At 71.4% G+C, this 18,799-nt stretch carries 14 protein-coding genes and 2 pseudogenes; 2 read left to right on the forward strand and 14 right to left on the reverse strand.

Going from position 1 to position 18,799, the window contains the following annotated elements; genetic code table 11:
- Nucleotides 1-7 precede the first annotated feature (7 nt).
- A complete protein-coding gene (locus AMK18_RS29425) occupies nucleotides 8-640 on the reverse strand; it encodes an ATP-dependent Clp protease proteolytic subunit (protein WP_073865153.1) in 633 nt (210 codons plus the stop codon).
- Nucleotides 641-736: 96 nt separating this feature from the next.
- Here AMK18_RS29425 and AMK18_RS29430 point away from each other — a divergent pair, with 96 nt between their 5' ends.
- The gene (locus AMK18_RS29430; RefSeq protein WP_073865154.1) at nucleotides 737-1,021 is read left to right on the forward strand and encodes a type II toxin-antitoxin system Phd/YefM family antitoxin; all 285 of its coding nucleotides are present in this window, start codon (nucleotides 737-739) and stop codon (nucleotides 1,019-1,021) included.
- A 59-nt stretch (nucleotides 1,022-1,080) separates the two neighbouring features.
- Here the strand turns inward: AMK18_RS29430 and AMK18_RS29435 are convergent, their stop codons facing one another.
- Nucleotides 1,081-2,070: an ABC transporter permease gene (locus tag AMK18_RS29435; RefSeq protein WP_073865155.1), complete on the reverse strand. Its 990-nt coding sequence runs from the start codon at nucleotides 2,068-2,070 to the stop codon at nucleotides 1,081-1,083.
- 141 nt (nucleotides 2,071-2,211) lie between these two features.
- Here AMK18_RS29435 and AMK18_RS29440 point away from each other — a divergent pair, with 141 nt between their 5' ends.
- Complete coding sequence (locus AMK18_RS29440) at nucleotides 2,212-2,841, forward strand: TetR/AcrR family transcriptional regulator (protein ID WP_073865156.1); 630 nt, start codon at nucleotides 2,212-2,214, stop codon at nucleotides 2,839-2,841.
- A 15-nt stretch (nucleotides 2,842-2,856) separates the two neighbouring features.
- Here AMK18_RS29440 and AMK18_RS29445 read toward each other — a convergent pair whose 3' ends face one another.
- The 12 genes and pseudogenes from AMK18_RS29445 to AMK18_RS29490 form a co-directional block, all read right to left on the reverse strand.
- The gene (locus tag AMK18_RS29445) at nucleotides 2,857-3,906 is read right to left on the reverse strand and encodes an NAD-dependent epimerase/dehydratase family protein (RefSeq protein WP_073865157.1); all 1,050 of its coding nucleotides are present in this window, start codon (nucleotides 3,904-3,906) and stop codon (nucleotides 2,857-2,859) included.
- A 43-nt stretch (nucleotides 3,907-3,949) separates the two neighbouring features.
- Nucleotides 3,950-4,684 (reverse strand): lysophospholipid acyltransferase family protein, encoded by a 735-nt coding sequence (locus tag AMK18_RS29450; RefSeq protein WP_073865259.1) that lies wholly within the window; start codon nucleotides 4,682-4,684, stop codon nucleotides 3,950-3,952.
- A gap of 79 nt (nucleotides 4,685-4,763) precedes the next feature.
- Nucleotides 4,764-6,362, reverse strand: coding sequence for a sigma-70 family RNA polymerase sigma factor (locus tag AMK18_RS29455; protein WP_073865158.1), 1,599 nt, complete (start codon nucleotides 6,360-6,362; stop codon nucleotides 4,764-4,766).
- 192 nt (nucleotides 6,363-6,554) lie between these two features.
- Nucleotides 6,555-8,684 carry a glycoside hydrolase family 6 protein gene (locus AMK18_RS29460; protein WP_073865159.1) on the reverse strand — a complete coding sequence of 710 codons (2,130 nt, stop codon included), beginning with the start codon at nucleotides 8,682-8,684 and terminating at the stop codon, nucleotides 6,555-6,557.
- Between the two features lie 140 nt (nucleotides 8,685-8,824).
- Nucleotides 8,825-9,286: pseudogene (locus AMK18_RS35375) on the reverse strand (cellulose binding domain-containing protein); the annotation flags it as partial.
- 66 nt (nucleotides 9,287-9,352) lie between these two features.
- Nucleotides 9,353-10,045: pseudogene (locus tag AMK18_RS35380) on the reverse strand (GH12 family glycosyl hydrolase domain-containing protein); the annotation flags it as partial.
- A gap of 62 nt (nucleotides 10,046-10,107) precedes the next feature.
- Nucleotides 10,108-12,867, reverse strand: a complete 2,760-nt coding sequence (locus tag AMK18_RS29470) for a glycoside hydrolase family 48 protein (RefSeq protein ID WP_073865161.1) — start codon at nucleotides 12,865-12,867, stop codon at nucleotides 10,108-10,110.
- 194 nt (nucleotides 12,868-13,061) lie between these two features.
- Nucleotides 13,062-14,618 (reverse strand): endo-1,4-beta-xylanase, encoded by a 1,557-nt coding sequence (locus AMK18_RS29475; RefSeq protein ID WP_241836667.1) that lies wholly within the window; start codon nucleotides 14,616-14,618, stop codon nucleotides 13,062-13,064.
- 961 nt (nucleotides 14,619-15,579) lie between these two features.
- Nucleotides 15,580-15,738, reverse strand: coding sequence for a hypothetical protein (locus AMK18_RS34985; protein ID WP_198957105.1), 159 nt, complete (start codon nucleotides 15,736-15,738; stop codon nucleotides 15,580-15,582).
- 66 nt (nucleotides 15,739-15,804) lie between these two features.
- A complete protein-coding gene (locus tag AMK18_RS29480) occupies nucleotides 15,805-16,755 on the reverse strand; it encodes a cytochrome c oxidase assembly protein (protein ID WP_018105232.1) in 951 nt (316 codons plus the stop codon).
- Nucleotides 16,756-16,873: 118 nt separating this feature from the next.
- Entirely contained in the window at nucleotides 16,874-17,899 is a 1,026-nt protein-coding gene (locus AMK18_RS29485; RefSeq protein WP_026171801.1) for a 6-phosphofructokinase, read from the reverse strand.
- 167 nt (nucleotides 17,900-18,066) lie between these two features.
- Nucleotides 18,067-18,795 (reverse strand): type 1 glutamine amidotransferase, encoded by a 729-nt coding sequence (locus AMK18_RS29490; RefSeq protein ID WP_073865163.1) that lies wholly within the window; start codon nucleotides 18,793-18,795, stop codon nucleotides 18,067-18,069.
- Nucleotides 18,796-18,799: the final 4 nt, after the last annotated feature.

Here is an 18,799-nt window from a genome sequence, read left to right on the forward strand (position 1 = left end):
CCCCGGTTCACCACCCGGAGCGCGGCGGCGCCGGGACCCGGTTCCGCACGATGTGGTCGACCAGCCCGTACGCCAGGGCGCCCTCCGCGTCGAGGACGAGGTCGCGCTCGGTGTCCTCGGTGACCTGCTCGACGGAGCGCCCCGTGTGCCGGGCCAGCATGCCGGTCATCGTCTCGCGCATCCGGGCCAGTTCCCGCGCCTCGATCTCCAGGTCGGACGGCTGCCCCTGAAGCGGCTCGTCCAGCGCGGGCTGGCTGACGACCACCTTGGCGCCGGGCAGCATGTGCCGCCGGCCCGGGGCGCCCGCGGCGAGCAGCACCGCCGCCCCGGCCCCCGCCCGGCCCAGGCAGTAGGTCTCCACCTCGCAGCCGAGGAAGTGCATCGTGTCGTACAGGGTCGTCATCGCGCCGAACGAGCCGCCCGGCGAGTTGATGTAGAGCGAGACGGGCCGGTCCGGCGCGTCGTGCTCCAGGTACATCAGCTGGGCGACCAGGTCGTTGGCGGCCGTCTCGTCCAGGGCCGTGCCCAGGAAGACGACGCGCTCGGCGAGCAGCTTGGAGTACGGGTCGAGGGTCCGGGACCCCTGGGAGGTGCGCTCGGTGAACTCGGGCAGGACGTGACGGGCGACGGGACGGTACACGGCTGTGCCTCTCCTCCGGTCGCGCGGGCACAGCGGGGCGCCCGCGCACGCTTCCGTAAAAAATGTACAGGACGTACAGAAGGTTATGATGGGAGCATGGCCTACGAGATTCCGGTGACGCAAGCCCGGGCTGAACTCGCCGAACTGATCAACCGCGTCGTCTACGGCGGCGAGCGCGTGGTCGTCACGCGGCACGGAAAGCCGCTCGTCGCCCTCGTATCGGCCGCTGACCTCGAACGACTCGAGAAGGAGGAGGCGGCGGAGCAGGAGCACGTGATCAGCTCGGTCTCCTCGATCGGCTCCACCCCGTCCGCTCCCGGCGAACGGCGGCGCTTCGGCATCGCGGCGGAGCACCGCGGCCACCACGGCCGGGACGACTGACCCCCGTACACGGCGAAGCGCCCCCGTCCGGCCGGACGGGGGCGCATTCCTGAGCGTGGTCAGCCGGCCAGTGCGGGCTCCCGCGCCGAGGCCGGGGCCGTCGTGTCGGCCGCCGTCCCGCGGCGCCCGCCGACGAGCACCGCGCCCAGTCCCAGCACCGCCCACACGCCGAGCGTCAGGGCGGGGACGGCCGCCGCCGCGCCGTCGAAGAACGCCACCGAGCGCAGCGCGGACCCCGCTGCCCCGGGCGGCAACAGCTGGCCGATCACGGCGATCGGGCGGGGGAGCAGTTCGGGTGCGCTGGTCACTCCCGAGAAGGGGTTGCCCAGCAGCACCATGAGCAGGGCGCCGATCCCGATGCCCGGAGTGCCGAGCAGGGCGGCCAGGCCCGCGACCGGCGCGCCGATGGCGAGCACGGTCAGGGCGATGGTCCCGGCCTCGCTCCACCAGTCGCCGGTGAGGGCGCCGAGCCAGCTGTCCGTCACCGCGGTGGCCAGGAGCCCCACCATGACGGCCACGCCGAGCAGGGCGACCGCGGCCCGCGCCCCGCGCAGCCTCAGTACGGTCACGGCCGCCCCGGCGGCGACCCCCGCGATGGCCAGCGGCAGGATGCTGGAGCCGAGGACGGCGCCCCGGGGGTCGGCGGCGGGCGCGGCCACCACGTCGGTGACCGGTACGGCCGTGCCGGCCGGTGCTCCGGTGGTCACCGCCTCGCGCAGCAGCTGGGCGACCACCGTGCTGCCCGCGCTCGCCGTCAGCAGCTCGGGGCCCTTGGCGGTCACGACGACCGCGCCGTAGACGGTCCGGTCCTCGATCGCGTCCCGGGCCGCGGCCTCGGAGTCGTAGCGGTGCACGTCGAAGGCCCCGTCGCGCTCCTCGAACCGCTGCTGGAGCTGGTCGGCGGCCGGTGCGGTACCGGCGATCCCGACCGGCAGGTCGCGCGGTGCGGTCCGGGCGGCGGGCCAGGCGAAGGCCCACAGGGCGAGGGTCACCACCAGCGGAACCAGCAGGACCACCACCACCAGGCGGCGGTTCGGGGTGAGGGACATGGGACGGGCCTCGATTCAGGGAGGGCGGCTCAGGGAGAACGGTCCCTCAAAGAGAAGGATCGTTCGTTTTATAAGACACGGCCACTGTCGCCCCGGCTGTCGGCAGTTGTCAAGAATGAATGTTCGTTTTAGGTTGGCGGCATGGCCCGTGTATCCCAGGCGCACCTCGACGCCCGCCGCAGACAGATCCTGGACGGCGCCGCGCGCTGCTTCGCCCGTGACGGCTTCCACGGCACCTCGATGCAGGACGTGCTGAAGGAGGCCGGTCTCTCGGCGGGGGCGGTCTACCGCTACTTCAGCGGCAAGGAGGACCTGATCGCGGCCATCGCGACCGAGGCCGTGAACGGGGTGCGCCGGGCCTTCGAGGGGGCGGCCCGGGACACCCCCGTCCCCGCCCCGGACGTGCTGATCGGCCGGGTGTCGCGGAGCCTGTTCGCGGACGGCCTCGAATCGGGGCGGGGGCTCGAACCCCGGGCGTACGCGGGGCTGATCATCCAGGTGTGGTCGGAGACCCTGCGCAGCGAGCGGCTGGCGGCCACCCTCGCCGAGGCGTTCGGCGGACTGCGCGGGGCCTGGACCGAGCTGGTCGGGCTGTACCGGGAGGCGGGGGTGCTCCGGGCGGACGTCCCGGACGAGCACGTCGCCCGGGCCCTCATCGCGACCGCCCAGGGGTTCATCGCCCAGCTCGCCATGTTCGGCGACACCGGCCCGGAGGTCCTGGAGAACGGGCTGCGCGGGCTGATGTCGATGGACGTGACGCGGACGGGCTGACGCGCCCGCCCTGGCTCACCCCTGCCGGTCGTGCTCCGCCAGCCAGGCGTCCTCCGACTCGTAGTCGAACAGGCTCGTGCCGTACGACCGGAGCATGGCCGGGTACGCGTCCCGCCAGTCCCGTCCGGCGAGCTGCCCGGCGATCCACTCGACGGTCTCCGGCAGCGACTCGGCGTACCCCGTCACCGGCCGGTAGCCGAGTTCCCGCTCGGCCGCCGACATGTCGTAGACGATGGGGTGCGGCGCGCTCCACGGCGTCGAGCCGACGCCCTCCGGGGACGGGTCGCCGGGCATCAGCACCGTCTCCGTGCTCAGGCCCAGGACCGCGTCCACCGCCGTACCGATCTCCGCGACCGTCGGCGCCTGCGGATCGGCGGCGTTCAGCACCCGCGACCCGGGCCGGGCGGCGGCCAGCCGGATCAGCTCCGCCACGTTCGCCGAGTGGACCGGGTGGAAGCGCGAAGCCCCGCCGTACGCCAGCACGCGCCGGGTGCGGCCGTCCAGCCCCCGCTTGACGAAGTACAGCTCACGCGGCGAGCGGCAGTGCGGGCCGTGCACCGCGCCCGCCCGCAGCAGCGTGGCGGGCAGCGCGTCGCCGGCCGCCAGGAGATCGCGCTCCAGCCGGATCTTGCGCGCCGCGTACGTGTCCTCGCCCGGTGCCACGGTCGCCAGCGACTCGGGGATCGGCACCGGATAGCAGGGCGCCCCGCCCGGTTCGGCCTGGGTGTCGAAGCTGTGGCCCTGCTCGTCCTCGTACACCGCGCCGCTGGAGACGACGACCGCCGAGCCGATCCTGTCGGCGAGCCCGGTCAGCTGCGCGGCGTGTTCCCGCCCGTACGCCACCATGTCGACCAGGACGTCGCAGCCCGGTCCGAGCGCCGCCGCGAGTGCGCCCTCCTCGTCGCGGTCCAGGGCGACCGCCCTGACCCCGTCGTCCCACCGCTCGTCACGGCCTCCGGCGCGCGAGGCCGCCGTCACCTCCCAGCCGTCCTCCGACAGCGCGCGCACAGCGGCCCGCCCGATCTGTCCCGTCGCTCCCAGCACCCATGCGTGTCCCTTGCTCATGGCCCGAACGCTAGGACCGGGCCACCCCCCTGACCAGGGGCGTTCACTGCTCGCGAATCCGCTGTCGGCGTCGCCGTTTCGGGAACCGGCCCGGCTGCTTCTCCCCGGCCGCCTGCTTTGCCTTCACCGCGTACTCGTCCACGTACTCCTGCTCGGAGAGCCGCAGGATCGCGTACATGATCTCGTCGGTCACCGCCCGGATGGCCGCCTTCTCGTCCTCCAGGCCCGCGTAGCGGGAGAAGTCCAGCGGTTCGCCGAAGCGGATGGTGACGGGCTTGAGGCGGGGGAGGCGCCGGCCGGGCGGCTGGATCTCGAAGGTGCCGACCATCGCGCACGGCACCACCGGCACCCCCGCCCGGATGGCCATGACCGCCACCCCGACCTTGCCCTTGTAGAGCCGTCCGTCGTGCGAGCGGGTGCCCTCCGGGTAGATGCCCAGCAGCTCGCCGCGCTCCAGCACCCCGATGCCCTCGCGGATCGCGGCTTGCCCCGCCTCCTTGCCCGACCGGTCCACCGGGATCTGGCCCGCGCTGCGGAAGAAGGCGGCCGTCAGCCGGCCCTTCAGGCCCGGGCCCGTGAAGTACTCGGCCTTGGCCAGGAAGGTGATCCGCCGCTTGAGGATCGCGGGCATCAGGAAGTGGTCCGAGAACGACAGGTGGTTGCCCGCGACGATCGCGGCGCCGTCGTCCGGAATGTGCTCCGCGCCCTCGATGACCGGCCGGAACAGCAGCCGCAGCACCGGGCCGAGGACGACGTACTTGAGGACGTAGTAGAACACGGTCTCTCCCCGGTCCGGCTCCATCAGCGGGTCGATGATGGAGACGTATACCCCGTGCCCGCCCGGCGACGCCGCGGCCTCACATCTGCGCGCCGAAGTCCTGCGTCCAGACGATGCCGCCGGGGCTGTCCTGGATGCCCACGCCCAGCTCCTTGAACGAGCAGTTCAGTATGTTCGCGCGGTGGCCCGGGCTGTTCATCCAGGAGTTCATCACGTCCGCCGGTGTCCGCTGCCCCTTCGCTATGTTCTCCCCGTACGTGCTCCACCGGTAGCCGGCCGCGGTGATCCGCTCGCCGGGGCCCGAGCCGTCCTGCGAGGTGTGCGAGAAGTAGTCGTGCGCGGCCATGTCCTCGGAGTGCCGCTGCGCGGCGGTCGTCAGCTCGTCGTTGCCGGTCACCGGCGAGCAGCCCTCCTTCGCCCGCTCGGTGTTCACCAGGGCCAGGACCTGTTCCGCGTCCGAGGGCGGGCTCGGCGCGGGCTCGGCCGGGGCCGGACGGGTCGCGGAGGGAGCCTTCGTCGCCGGGGGGCGCTTGGTCGCGGGCGCCGACTTCTTCGGCTTCGCCCGGTCCTTCTTCTTCGTGGCGCTCGGGCTCGGGCTCCCGGCGGAGTGCGAGGGCGAGGCGGACGGCGTCGCGGAGGCGGACGCCCCGGCCGAAGCGGTCGCGGTGACGGAGCCGTCGGCCTCCGGGGCGGTCGCGACGGAGACCTCGTCGCCGCCGTCGTCCTCCGTCGACAGATGGACGGCGGCGCCCCCGGCCCCCAGCACGCCCACCGCGAGGACGGACGCCACCACGGCGTTGCGCCGACGGCGGCGCGCCTGGTTCCGGCGCAGCGCCGCCCGGCCCGGCCGCACCGGCGCGTCCAGGGGCGTGCCGGCCGCGACCTCGGTCAGCCGGGGGGCCCGGCCCGCCCCGGCCACGGCGAGCGGGACCAGTGCGAGGCCCACGAGCAGGCCCTCGGCCGGCACCAGGCCCGAGCCGAAGCCCGAGCAGACCGTGCAGCCGCGCGCGTGCCGTGCGATGCGCTTGCGCCACAGCGGCGAGGGCGCCCCGTCCCAGCCGTTCAGGATGTCGTCCAGCAGGATGCACCGGGGCTGCGCCGCCAGCGCCCCCACCACCACGCGGGCGGTGTCCAGCTGCGCCTTCATCCGCTGCACGCGTACGGCGGTGTGCTCGGGCGACAGGTTCATGGCGGCGGCCACCTCGGCCCGGGTCAGCTGCCCCGCCGCCTCCAGCCACCACAGCGAGAGCAGCGCCCGGTCGTCCTCGTCCACCCACCGGGTCGCCTCGGCGACCTGGCGGCGCTGCCCGGACAGGCCGAGCCGCAGGATCGTCACGTCCACGAAGTCCGCCGCCGGATCGACCCGGTCGTGGCCGGTGGCCAGCGGTTCCACGGGGATCGCGGCGGACTGCCGGTCGCGCCAGTGCCCGCGTATCTCGTTCATCGCGATGGCCACCAGCCAGGAGCGGAAGCTCTCCGGACTCCGCAGGCCGGGCAGGGCGCGCAGCATGCGCAGGACCGTCTCCTGCACGACGTCGTCCACGTCCGCGTGGCCGTTCAGCGCGCGTCCGACGATGTTGTAGAGCAGCGGAAGACAGGACGCGACGAGTTGGTCCTTGGCGTCGGGGTCACCGGCTCGTGCCGCCTTGATCAACGCCCGTTCGCGGTCCTGGCCCATGCTGTGCTCACTCTTCCGGAGTCCTGTTCTGGCTTCACGCACACCTGGGAGATGCGGCCCGGCCGGTGACCATAACAAAAACCCGTCGCTCACTTGTACGTAAAGATGTCCGGCCCCGCGGGCGCGAAGAAGTCCGGCCCCGCCACAGAGGTGGCGGGGCCGGACGGAGTCACCGGATCATCCGGTCACTGATCAGGGCGCGGTGCCCCAGGAGAGCGCACCGGCCGTGTACACGCCGATCTTCGAAGCGTCGGCGAACGAGGTGCCCGTGCCGTGGCTGTAGTCGTCCGCCTCGTTGAAGTTGGACCAGTCGCTCTTGTTCAGCCGCAGCTGCATCTCACCGGTGGAGGCGCCGGCCGCGAGACTGCCGCTGCCGAAGGAGACCTCCAGGTAGTGGCTGGCCCCGGCCGCCGAACCGCCCGACTTCACCGCCAGGCTCAGCTTCCCGCAGCCCAGGACCGCGTAGTCGCACGCGGTGCCGAAGGTGGAGGAGCCGGACTCGGGGGTGAACCAGTAGCGCAGCTTCACCGTGGACAGGTCCACCGCCGAGCTGCCGGTGTTCACCAGCTGGAGACCGAACCGGATCTGGTTGTCGGTCGCGGAGTTGTCGTTGTTCTTGTACTGGACCTTCAGCGAGCCCGTTCCGGTGCCGCCCCCGGCGGAGGTGGTGACGGAGAGGGCCGAGGAGGCCGCCGAGACGTTACCTGCCGCGTCCTTCGCCTTCACGGTGTAGCTGTAGGCGGTCGAGGCCGACAGGCCCGTGTCGGTGTACGAGGTGGTGGTGGTCGAACCCACCTTGGTGCCGCCCCGGTACACGTCGTAGCCGGTCACCGCCTTGTTGTCGCTCGACGCGGTCCAGGACAGCGAGACGCTGCTGCTGGTCTTCGCCGAGGACGTCAGACCCGTCGGCGCGGTCGGCGCCTGGGTGTCGTCGTCGCCACCGCCGGGGTTCTCGCCGCTGCCGTCGATCGGCGGGTAGGCGTTGCGGACCAGCTCCTGGAACTGCGCGGAGAACCAGTGACCCGCGACCGGGGAGTTCGGCAGCGCGCCCGTCTTGCTGTTGCCGTTGCGCCCGTTGCCCTCATAGGTCGGGTCGCACATCCGGTCCCAGCCCTTGCCCTCGTCGTTCTCCTCGGGCTCGCTGTTGCCGTCCGACTCCCCCGGGGGCTTCGCCCACACATACGCGTCGATCCCGGGCTCGGGGGCGGCGGTGGGCCGCTCACCGATGCCGGCTCCGCTCTGGTTGCACCAGTTGCCGGCGTGGATGCGCCGGTCGACGCGGCCGCCGTTGACGTAGTCGTCCACGCTGGTCAACGGGCCCGCCGAGGTGGGCCGGTCGGCGCCGCCCCAGCCGTTGCGGGCGGTGTCGATCAGCATGCCGATGTTCGAGTTGAAGCCCTGGCCCACCAGCTGGGTGCGCAGCGCCTGGGCGAACGTCAGCTCATCGGTGTAGTAGTTCCAGTCGATCCACTTGGACTGACGCACCGTGGTGCCGTTCACCGAGTCGGTGATCTTGAAGTTCGGCTCCTTGAGAGCCGAGTAGTTGGCCGTGTTGACGATGAATCCGGAGACATCGTTGACCGTGGCGCCCTCGGAGGTGGCCGCCTTCTTGAACTCCAGGCCCGCCGGGGCCATGTTGCTGTCCCAGCCGAGCCAGCCGTGGTGGGCGGCGTCGATGTAGTTGTAGACGTTGGGAATGGCACCCAGGGTGTGAAGGGCGTAGCCGATGCCCTTCTCGTAGTTGCCGTTCGCCTTCATCGTCGCGCAGTCCTCGGTCGAACCGGCGGTACCGCCCGCGTTGGTGACGATGTTGGGCAGCGAGTCGGGCTCGATGATCGTGACGATGCGCAGGTTCGCGTACGCCGGGTCGGCGAGGATGTCGGCGATCGGATCGATGTATTCGTCCTTGTACCGGTCGATCTCCGTGGCGCCGAGCTCACCGTGGGAGGCCAGCGCGGCACAGTCGCGTCCCGGCAGGTCGTAGATGACGACCTGGAACAGGTCCGCACCCTGGGCGAGGGCGGTGTCCAAGTGGTCGCGCAGGCTCCGCTTGCCTTCCGTGCCCTCGATGGCCGCGATGCGGTCCATCCAGACGAAGGCGGGCGTGTTCGCGATGGCCGCGCCGCCCGGCTCGGCAGCCGCCAGGGCGGACCAGTCCGGGTTCACATAGGCCTTGGCGCCCACGTAGGGGTTGTCGACCCGGGCCGCCGCCGCGTCGGCGGTGGTGGGGATCGCCACCGCCAGCGCCGCGCCCATGGCCAGGGCGGAGGCTGCGGCCAGCCTCCGGCGCAGACCTTGCTTGATGGTGCCTCTGGTACTCATTGCGGCTCCGTGCTCCTCTCGTACGCCTGCGGAAACTCCCCGCAGACGGGTTCATGGGGGGTGCTGCCCGATGGCGGGCTCAGCGGGGTGAGTGTTTGACCCGCCATCGGGAGTGGTGGGGTGACTGGCCGTTCAGCCGGTCAGGGGGCGGTGCCCGAGGACAGGGCGCCGTTGAGGTACACCCCGACCTTCGAGGCGTCGGTGAAGGCCGTGTTGGCGGCCCGGCTGTAGTCGTCCGCCTCGTTGAAAGCCGACCAGTCGGACTTGTTGAACCGGAGCTGGATCTCTCCGGTGGCGGCCCCGGGGGCGAGGCTGCCCCCGGTGAAGCCGACCTCCAGGTAGTGGCTCGCACCGGCGGCGGTACCGGCCTGCTTCACCGTGTGCGTCACGTTTCCGCAGCCCAGGGCCGCGTAGTCGCACGCGGTGCCGAAGCCGGTGGCGCCGGACTCGGGGGTGAACCAGTAGCGCAGCTTCACCGTGGACAGGTCCACCGCCGTGCTGCCGGTGTTGACCAGCTGGAGGCCGGGCCGGATCTGGTTGTCGGTCGCGGAGGAGTCGTTGTTCTTGTACTGGGCCTTGAGGGCGCCGGTCGTGCCGCCCCCGCCCGGATCGCCGTCGCCGCCGTCGTCGCCGCCGTCCGGACCGGCGCTCGCCTCGAAGGAGAACTCCTTCATGCCGAGCCCCTGGCCGCCCTGCCAGATCTCGAACCCGGCCTCGGCGTCGATCAGGTAGTGCGCCGGATCGATCTGGCCCCGGCCGACCCCGTCGTCGATCAGGCTCTTCACGTCGAAGCCGGTCAGCTCGGTCGCGCCGCCCTGGAGGACGTACGAGATCACCTTCCAGCCCGACGCGCCGGGGCCGGTCCACACGTCCCAGGTCCGGCCGTCGAGCTGGACCGTCGCCGTGCGGGAGCCGATGGGCTGGACCCCGCCCCGGTGGTTCATCCAGATCATCAGCTCGGTGCCGTCCGGCTGGTCGTCGGTGACCGGCGCCGAGTTGAACCAGACGTCCATCGAGACGTTGTACGCGCCGGAGCCGACCTGGGTGGTCGACCAGTCGGTGCGTACGCTGCCCAGCTCGTCCACGCGCAGCGGCAGCCCGCTGTCCGACGTGCAGGCCCCCCAGTGGCAGCCCTTGTAACTGGACGGGTACGTCGCCGGGGCGCCGTTCGTCGGCAGGTTGAACGAGGACGTGGTGACGGACCAGGCACCGGTGTCCGGGTCGACGCCGACACACTGCTCGCTGTCGGAGTTCCACTCGTTCTGCTGGTAGAGGTATTCCCCGCCGCGCAGTTCGGTGGTGCCCCAGGGCGTGCAGTCGGTGACCGGCGACGCCGAGGCCGAGGACGCGCCCGTCAGCATCGACGCCGCGGCCAGGACCAGGGCGGCGGCCGCCCCGGCCAGCGCCGGCAGCGGTCGGCCTGTCACGGCTCGACCCCCCAGGCGAGGGCGCCGGCGACATACGCGCCGACCTTCGAGGAGTCCGCGTACGCGGTGTTGGTGGCCCGGCTGTAGTCGTCCGCCTCGTTGAAGTTCGACCAGTCGCTCTTGTTGAGCCGCAGCTGGATCTCACCGGTGGAGGCGCCCGCGGCCAGCGTGCCCGCGCCGCCGGTGAACCCGACCTCCAGGTAGCGGTCGGCACCGGTCTTCGGGCTGGAGACGGCGACCACCGTGTGCGTGATGGTGGACGAACCGAGCGCCGCGTAGTCGCAGTAGGTGCCGAAGGTGCTCGGGCCGCCGTCCGCGGTGAACCAGTACCGGACCTTCACCGTCGACAGGTCGACGGGCGCGCTGCCCGTGTTCACCACTTGCAGGCCCATCCGGATCTGGTTGTCCGTCGCGGCGGAGTCGGTGCTCTTGTACTGCACCTTCACCGCGCCGGTCCCGGTCGAGCCGCCGGTCTTCGTCTTGGCGAGGACCGCGTCCGACAGCGCCGAGGTGTTGCCGCCCGCGTCCCGCGCCGCCACCGCGTAGGTGTACTCGGTGTTGGCGGCGAGCCCGGAGTCGGTGAACGTGCGCCCCGTCGCGTTGCCCGCCAGCACACCGTTGCGGTACACGTCGTAGCCGGTCACCGCGGTGTTGTCGGTGGACGCCGACCAGGAGAGCGAGACGCTGTCCTTGGTCGTCGCGGTCACCGTGAGGCCGCCCGGCGCGGTCGGCGGCTCGGTGTCGCCGCCCGGCTCACCGCCGCCGCCCTCCACCAGCAGCTCCGCGTAGATCGCGAAGGCCAGGGCGAGCGCGGCCTGCGCCCAGAAGCGGTGGTACGTGAAGACGGGCGCGTCCCCGCCGTCCAGGTACGCCTGCACCTTCGGCCAGTCCGGGTCGTCCTTGTACCAGCTGCGGATCCCGATGAAGGTCGAACCCGGCCGGACCGGGTCGCCGTTGGGCATGGTGCCCGACCAGCCGGACGGGATGTACACCTCGTCGTCGAACCGGTTGTAGTCCAGCCGGGTCTCCGGCACCGAGATGCCCTTGTCCGTGGTGTTCAGCGCCATCGCGTCCAGCAGGGCCTTGGCGAGCGCCGCCGCGTCCTCGTCGCCCGACTTGGCGGCGTAGTAGGTGAGCGTCTTGACGTACGCGGCGCCCACGCCGACGTCGTTGGCGTAGTCCACCACGGACACGTGCAGACCGGCGTTGTCACCGGGCGAGGCGGCGTTCCAGGTGTCGGGCTCCCCGGTCCAGTTGAGGGTGGAGGGGAAGCGGAAGCTGCCGTCGGAGCCGATGGTCGTCTCGCTCGACGCCCAGGCGACCCACTTCGACAGGACGGCCTCGGCGGTCGCGTTGCCGGTCACGTAGTAGTAGGCGGCGACGCGCTCCATGCCCCACGCCTGGAAGCCGAACCAGTTGTTGCTCGCCGGGTCGTGGTACACCGGCTGCCAGTCGTACGCCATCCCGTAGAAGGTGGGGGTGCCGGCCGGGGGCGCGCTGTAGCTGCCCTCCCAGCTGTTGGTGCAGCCGCCCGCGAGGGCGCCCTCGCTGGACTGGAGCCAGGTGAGGAACTCCAACTGCCGGGTCAGGCTCTTGGACCAGTCCGACCTGGCCGTCGCCGACTTGGGGGTGAGCGAGGGCACGTTGGACAGCGCCCAGGCGGCCAGCGGGTTCTGGTAGCCCTGGTGGGAGGCGCTGTCACCGATGCGCCAGGCCCAGCCACCGCCGCTGCCCGCGGACCCGCCCCAGGCGTAGTACCACGACAGCAGGTAGTGCTGGGAGTCTCTGCCGGAGGCGGCCGGGCAGGAGTTGGGATCGGTGCAGTCGCCGATACGCTTGAAGTACTTGTCGAACATGGCGTAGCGGAGGTAGTCGCCCATCTTGGCGGCCTTCGCCACCGAGGCCGCGACCTGGCTCTCCTTGCCCTGCTCGGAGGCCCAGCGGTACGCCCAGTAGGCCGCCTGCACCGCGCGGGCGTCGGCGTCCGGCGCGTTGGTGTACTTCCACTGCTTGGCGTAGCTGGAGTCCCCGACGAAAAGGTCGAGATATCCGTTGGGGCCGCCGTACTTGAAGAGGTCGGTGGTCGGCTGCGGGACGGTCTCCCACACCGATTCCTGCGCACCGCGCTGGTAGGTGTTGATGAAGGAGGCCCCGGCCCCCGGCCCGGACTCGCCGCCGGTGCCCGGCTTGTTGCCGTAGCCGTATACGTTGTCCAGGTCCATCAGCCAGTGCATGCCGTAGACGTCCATCGTCCCGTAGGACGAGGCGAGTTCGGCCGACAGCGGGTCGGTGCCCACCGGCACGGAGCCGTTCATCGCGGAGGGGTAGCCGCTGGGCAGCGGGTGCTCGGCCGCGAAGGTCGCGGGTGCGGAAGGGTTGTACGAGTCACTGGTCGGCTGGTCGGCGTGCTGCGGGATGATCGTCTTCTCCGCCACCGCCCAGGCCGCGTTGAACGGCGCCCAGTCACCGGTCACCCTGCCGTACGCCGCCTCCAGCCACATCCAGAAGCTGACGGCCTCCGACGTCGTCTGGTGACCGTGGTCCGGCGCCTCGACCATCAGGGTCTCGACCGAGTGGTACGGGAGACCGTCGGGGCTGAAGTAGCCGTTCGCGGCGTCCTTGAGCTTGCCGTACTGGGTGAGGAACGCCTGCGTGTACGGGTCGTCGCCGGCGGCGGCCGCGCGGGCTCCGGTGCCGGCCTGCGCCGAGGGCGGCCGGGCGATCGCGGTGCCCTGGGCCAGACCGACGGCCAGCATGCTGCCGCCGAGGGCGCTGCTGAACGTTCTACGTGATATCGACACAAATCCTCCAGTGGCGGGTGTCGTCGAGGGGGAGGGGAGGAGGGGAAGCGGTGGGGACGGGGTGCGGCGGATGCGCGGGAGGGTGTACGGGTGGGGTCGCGTGGGGGTGTACGCGAGGGGAGCGGGGGCCTGAGCGGAGGCCCCCGGGATCAGGGCTCGATGCCCCAGACGAGTGCGCCGCCGACGTAGACGGTGACCTTCGAGGCGTCCGCGTACGAGGCGCCGGTGCCGTGGCTGTAGTCGTCCGACTCGTCGAAGTTCGACCAGTCCGTCTTGCTGAGGCGCAGCTGCATCTCGCCGGTCGACGCGCCCGGGGCGAGGGTGCCGCTCGCGAAGCCGACTTCGAGGTAGTGGTCGGCGCCGGCCTTCGGGGTGCTCGCGGCCACCACCCGGTGCGTGATGGTGGAGCAGCCGATCGGGGACCAGTCGCACCAACTGCCGTACGTGGTGGCGCCGTTGTCGCCGGAGAACCAGTAGCGGACGGTCACCGCGGGAAGGCTGACCGGGGCGCTGCCGGTGTTCACGAGTTGGAGACCGGGCTTGATCTGGTTGTCGCCGGCCGAGGTGTCGTTGGCGCGGTACTGGGCCTTGAGCGTGCCGGGCGTACCGCCGTCGCCGCCGTCGTCACCCCCGTCGTCCCCGCCGTCCTCGTCGCCCAGGGCGGTGCGGACGGCGGCGTAGGCGGGCTTGGGGGCCAGGTTGTCGTCGTACAGGTTGGCCGCGCCCTCGCCCGGGAAGGTGCTCGGGACCCAGGAGTACTTGTCCGTGTAGTCCCAGACCGTGATGCCGACGCAGCGCTCGACGGCGAGGCAGGCGTCGACCACCTGCGCGTAGTACGAGGACTGGGTGGCGAGCTTGGCGGCGTCCGCCGGAAGTTGCATGCGCACGTCAAGTTCGGTGACGGCGACGTCCAGGCCCAGATCGGCGAACCGCTGAATGTTCGCCTGCATCTGGTACGGGAAGCCGTACTGGATGGCCAGGTGCGCCTGCATCCCGACCCCGTCGAGCGGCACGCCCTCGGCGAGCAGGTCGCTCACGAGGTCGTACATCGCGTCGCTCTTCGCGCCCTTGCCCTCGACGTTGTAGTCGTTGATGTAGAGCTTGGCGTCCGGGTCGGCGGCGTGCGCCGCGCGCAGGGCCTTGGCGATGTAGTCCTTGCCCATCGCGTTGTAGAACGGGCTGGTACGGAAGGTCCCGTCCTCGTTGAACGGCTCGTTCACCACGTCCCACGCGGCCACTTCGCCGCGGTAGTGGGTGGCCTCCGCGGTGATGTGGTCGGTCATGGCCGTCTCCACCTCGGCGGAGGGCAGTGAGCCCACCCAGCCGGGCAGCTGGCTGTGCCAGACCAGGGTGTGGCCGCGCACGGTCTGGCCGTGCGCCTGGGCGAAGTCGGTGATCACATCGCCCTTGGCGAAGTTGAACTGGCCGCGGGTGGGCTCGGTGGTGTCCCACTTCATGGAGTTGCCGGGGGTGATCTGCCCGAACTCGGAGCCCAGTTCCGCCGCGTAGGCCGCGTCGGGGAGCTCGGGGTTGTCGGTGGCGGAGCCGAAGTACTTGCCCTGGGCCGCGGCGAGGTCGTGCAGTGTGTCCTGCGGCGCGGCCGACGCCGGCCCGCCCGCCGCCAGGCCGGTGGCCAGGGCGAGTGCGCCGACCACGAGGGCCGGGAGCCCCGGGGAGCGGGGCCTACAACGCTTCACCAAGCTCATGACAAACGCCTTCCTCTGCCGGGTAGCGCGGAACGTCACGGGGAGCGCGGCTGCGCCCCGTAACTCCCTTGCGGCTCACCGGCGTTGGGGGAGAAGGGGAGGGGGTGGAGTGTGCAAGTCTTGATTGTGGGAGCGCTCCCAAGGTGGCGTGGCGACAGGCACCTGTCAAGAGTTAAAGCGCAACTGGCTTACGACCGTGTGAACGGGCCCACACGTCGAACGGAAGCCCCGCACAGCGGAGTTGACGACCGGGTAACCGCCCGTGACCGGGTGCGGGGAGGCGTCTTGTCGCGCCCGCGAAGACGTTCGCAATCGCATGCGCGGGGCCGCGTGCGCGGCCGGACGCCTCTTTGTGGCGGCGACTGAATGGTCACCCAGGGTGAGACGTTGCTCGGGTACGGTGACGGGCTCCACGGCACATCGGTCGATGGCGAACCGCCAGGGCAGCGGAGTGCCCGGCAGGAGCGAGCGGCGTCTCCGGGGCCCCGCGGCAACAGCACTCGTGCATCGAAACCGACAGGGAGTGACGAGGGATGCGGGAGTGGCGACTGCCGCCCGGGGCGTTTGCGCCGTTCGCATCGCCGCACCCGAGTCGACAGGTGTACGCCGCAGCGGCGGGTGCGCCCCGGTGGCGCCAAACCAACCGTGCGGCCAGTCCGGAACCGGTTGCGGCCGGTCACCGTATGCACCGGTTCACCCTCGCGTAACGCTGCTGGAACCACTCACCCGAAGGGCCGGGAACCCCTGTGGGAGCGCTCCACCACTTCTTCCCCGAAGCGCGGAACGCCCACGGGCGTCGGGTACAGCCGTCACCCATGACGGACGAACAGCGGCACGCGCCGCACTACGGGGCGAGAACCCTACGGTGCTCCTGAGGCCGGAGGTGAGGTTCGCCGGAGCTGCTCCGGTCGGGCCCGGCGCTCCGGCCCCGTAACGGACAGCAGGCGGCTTTGCCGCCCACTCACGTCTCCCGCGTAGCCGCCATCCCGATCGTGATCAGGCCCAGGATCACCCAGCCGAACCAGAGCCAGCCGTTGCTTCCCAGGGCCACCGTGTAGGCGGTCACCGCCACCAGGGTGCCGGCGGTGAGCATTCCCATCGTCTTCGTGGATCCGGACATGCGCGCACCCTCCTCGTCGGCCGCGCGGCCGTTAAGGCCATCGTCACCCGAAAGGAGGGTCCGCCGCTACTGTCCGCGCGCCTGCAACGAGGCGAGATACGCGTTGTACGCCTGGAGCTCCTGGTCCCCGTCGCGGTCCGCGGCCCGGTCCGAGCGCTTCGCCGTGCGCTGTTCCGAGCGGTACCACTGGAACACCAGGGCCACCAGGACCACCACCGAGGGGATCTCGCTGAACGCCCAGGCGATGCCGCCCGCCGCGCTCTGGTCGGACAGCGCGTCGATGCCGAGCGAGGGCGACGGGTTCTTGTACACCTCCACCATCGGCGTGGAGGCCATCATGAGGGCGATCCCGAAGAACGCGTGGAACGGCATCCCGGCGAACAGCTCCAGCATCCGCATCACATAGCCGGGTCGGTGCGGCCCCGGATCGACGCCCATGATCGGCCAGAAGAAGAACAGGCCGACCGCCAGGAAGTGCACCATCATCGCCAGATGCCCGGCTGTGGAGCCCATCAGGTAGTCGAAGAGCGGCGTGAAGTACAGGCCGTACAGGCTGGCGATGAACAGCGGGATCGTGAACGCCGGATGCGTGACGATCTTCATGTACCGGCTGTGCAGGAGCATCAGCAACAGCTCGCGCGGCCCCTTCGTGCCGCGCGGCGCGACCGGCAGCGCGCGCAGCGCGAGCGTCACCGGCGCGCCGAGCAGCAGCAGGATCGGCGACAGCATGCTGATCACCATGTGCTGCACCATGTGCACGCTAAACATGACCATGCCGTAGTCGTTGAGCCGGGTGCACATCACGAGCGCGATCGTCAGCACACCGATCACGAACACGACCGTGCGCCCCACCGGCCACTCGTCCCCGCGCCGCCGCAGCCGCAGCACGCCGTACCCGTACAGCAGCACCGCCAGGACGCAGCCGATCAGGAAGAACGGGTCCGCGGAGAAATGGAGCCCGCGTCCCAGCGTGAACGGCGGCAGGTCCATGTTCATGCCGTGCCCGCTGTGATCCATCTGTTCACTCCCGACGGGAACGCCGGGACGTCCCTGTTTCGTGCTGGTTGTCCCGACCAGACTAGAACCGCCCCCGGCCGAGGATGCGGCCGGGGGCGGTCTCGTGTCGGGGTGTCGCTCAGAGCACGCACTCCGCCTCGGCGTACCGGGCGGCCGGAACCGTCTTCAGGGTCTCCACCGCGTGCGCGAGGGGCACCAGCGTGATGTCCGTGCCGCGCAGCGCCGTCATCATGCCGAACTCGCCCCGGTGCGCCGCCTCCACCGCGTGCCAGCCGAACCGGGTCGCGAGGACGCGGTCGTACGCGGTCGGCGTGCCGCCGCGCTGGACGTGGCCCAGGATCACCGGGCGGGCCTCCTTGCCGAGGCGCTGCTCCAGCTCGACGGAGAGCTGCGTCGCCACGCCCGTGAAGCGCTCGTGGCCGTAGACGTCCTTGGCGCCCGCCTGGAAGTCCATGGAGCCCTCGCGCGGCTTCGCGCCCTCCGCGACGACGACGATCGCGAACTTCTTGCCGGCCGAGAAGCGCCGGCCCACGACCTCGGTCAGCTCGTCGATGTCGAACGGGCGCTCCGGGACGACGACGGCGTGCGCGCCGGCCGCCATGCCGGAGTGCAGGGCGATCCAGCCCGTGTGGCGGCCCATGACCTCGACGATCATGACGCGCTGGTGCGACTCGGCGGTGGTCTTCAGCCGGTCCAGCGCCTCGGTGGCGACGCCGACGGCGGTGTCGAAGCCGAAGGTGACGTCGGTCGACGCGATGTCGTTGTCGATGGTCTTCGGCACCCCGACGATCGGCAGCCCCGCCTCGGAGAGCAGGTTCGCCGCCTTGAGGGTGCCCTCGCCGCCGATCGGGATGATCGCGTCGAGACCCAGGTCCTTCACATGGCCGCGGGCCGTCTCGACGCCCCCGCGCAGATGCGCCGGCTGGACCCGGGAGGAGCCGAGGATCGTGCCGCCCCGGGCGAGGATGCCGCCCACGGCGTCCAGGTCGAGCTTGCGGTAGTCGCACTCCAGGAGGCCCCGCCACCCGTCGTGGAAGCCGATGACCTCGTCGCCGTGGTCGACCACAGCGCGGTGGACGACGGACCGGATGACGGCATTGAGGCCGGGGCAGTCGCCGCCGGAGGTGAGCACACCAATTCGCATTGCCCGGGAAACCTTTGCAACGTGGGCCGACGACCGGACCACGTCGTCCGGTTGGATCCCCGCCACCCTACCGGCGCAGGGTGGCGGGACCGAACCGGGCGTCCGCCTGCTGGACGCCGCTCATCCGAGCCCTGCGCCACTCATCGGACAACCAGTGAATTGCCTGGTCAGGCGGGCTGTGTGGCAGCCGCGACGCGCTCCGCGCGCAGCGCCTCGTACCACCGGTCGTCGGTCGGCGGGAGCGCGTTCACATCGAGGGCCAGCTTCAGCAGCAGGTCCGCGATCATGGGGTTCCGTGCCATCACCGGACCGTGCATGTAGGTGCCGAAGACGGTGTCGTTGTACGCGCCCTCGGTGCCGTCCCCCGTGCCGTTGCCCCGGCCGAACCGCACCCGGGCGAACGGCCGCGCCGTCGGCCCGAGATGCGTGACGCCCTGGTGGTTCTCGAACCCGGTCAGCGGCGGAAGGCCCAGCTGCGGGTCGATGTCCGCCAGCACGTCGCCGACGCACCGCGCGCCCTCGCCGCGCGTGGAGACCACGTCCAGCAGGCCGAGGCCCTGCTCGCGCTCACCGAGGTCGTTGATGAACTCGTGGCCGAGGATCTGGTACCCGGCGCAGACCGAGAAGATGATCGCGCCGTTGGACGCGGCCCGGCTGAGCCCGCCGTCGCGGCGCAGCCGCTCCGCCGCGAGCCGCTGCGGCCGGTCCTCGCCGCCGCCGATCAGATAGATGTCGCCCGACGTGGGCACCGGCTGGTCGCTGCGCACGTCGACGCGCGCCACGTCCAGTCCCCGCTGGCGGGCCCGGCGCTCGACCACGAGGGCGTTGCCCTGGTCGCCGTAGGTGCTCAGCAGGTCCGGGTACACCCACACCAGCCGCAGGCTGTTGTTGCTCATGCTT

This window comes from Streptomyces sp. CB01249 (genome assembly GCF_001905735.1).
GTDB lineage: Bacteria > Actinomycetota > Actinomycetes > Streptomycetales > Streptomycetaceae > Streptomyces.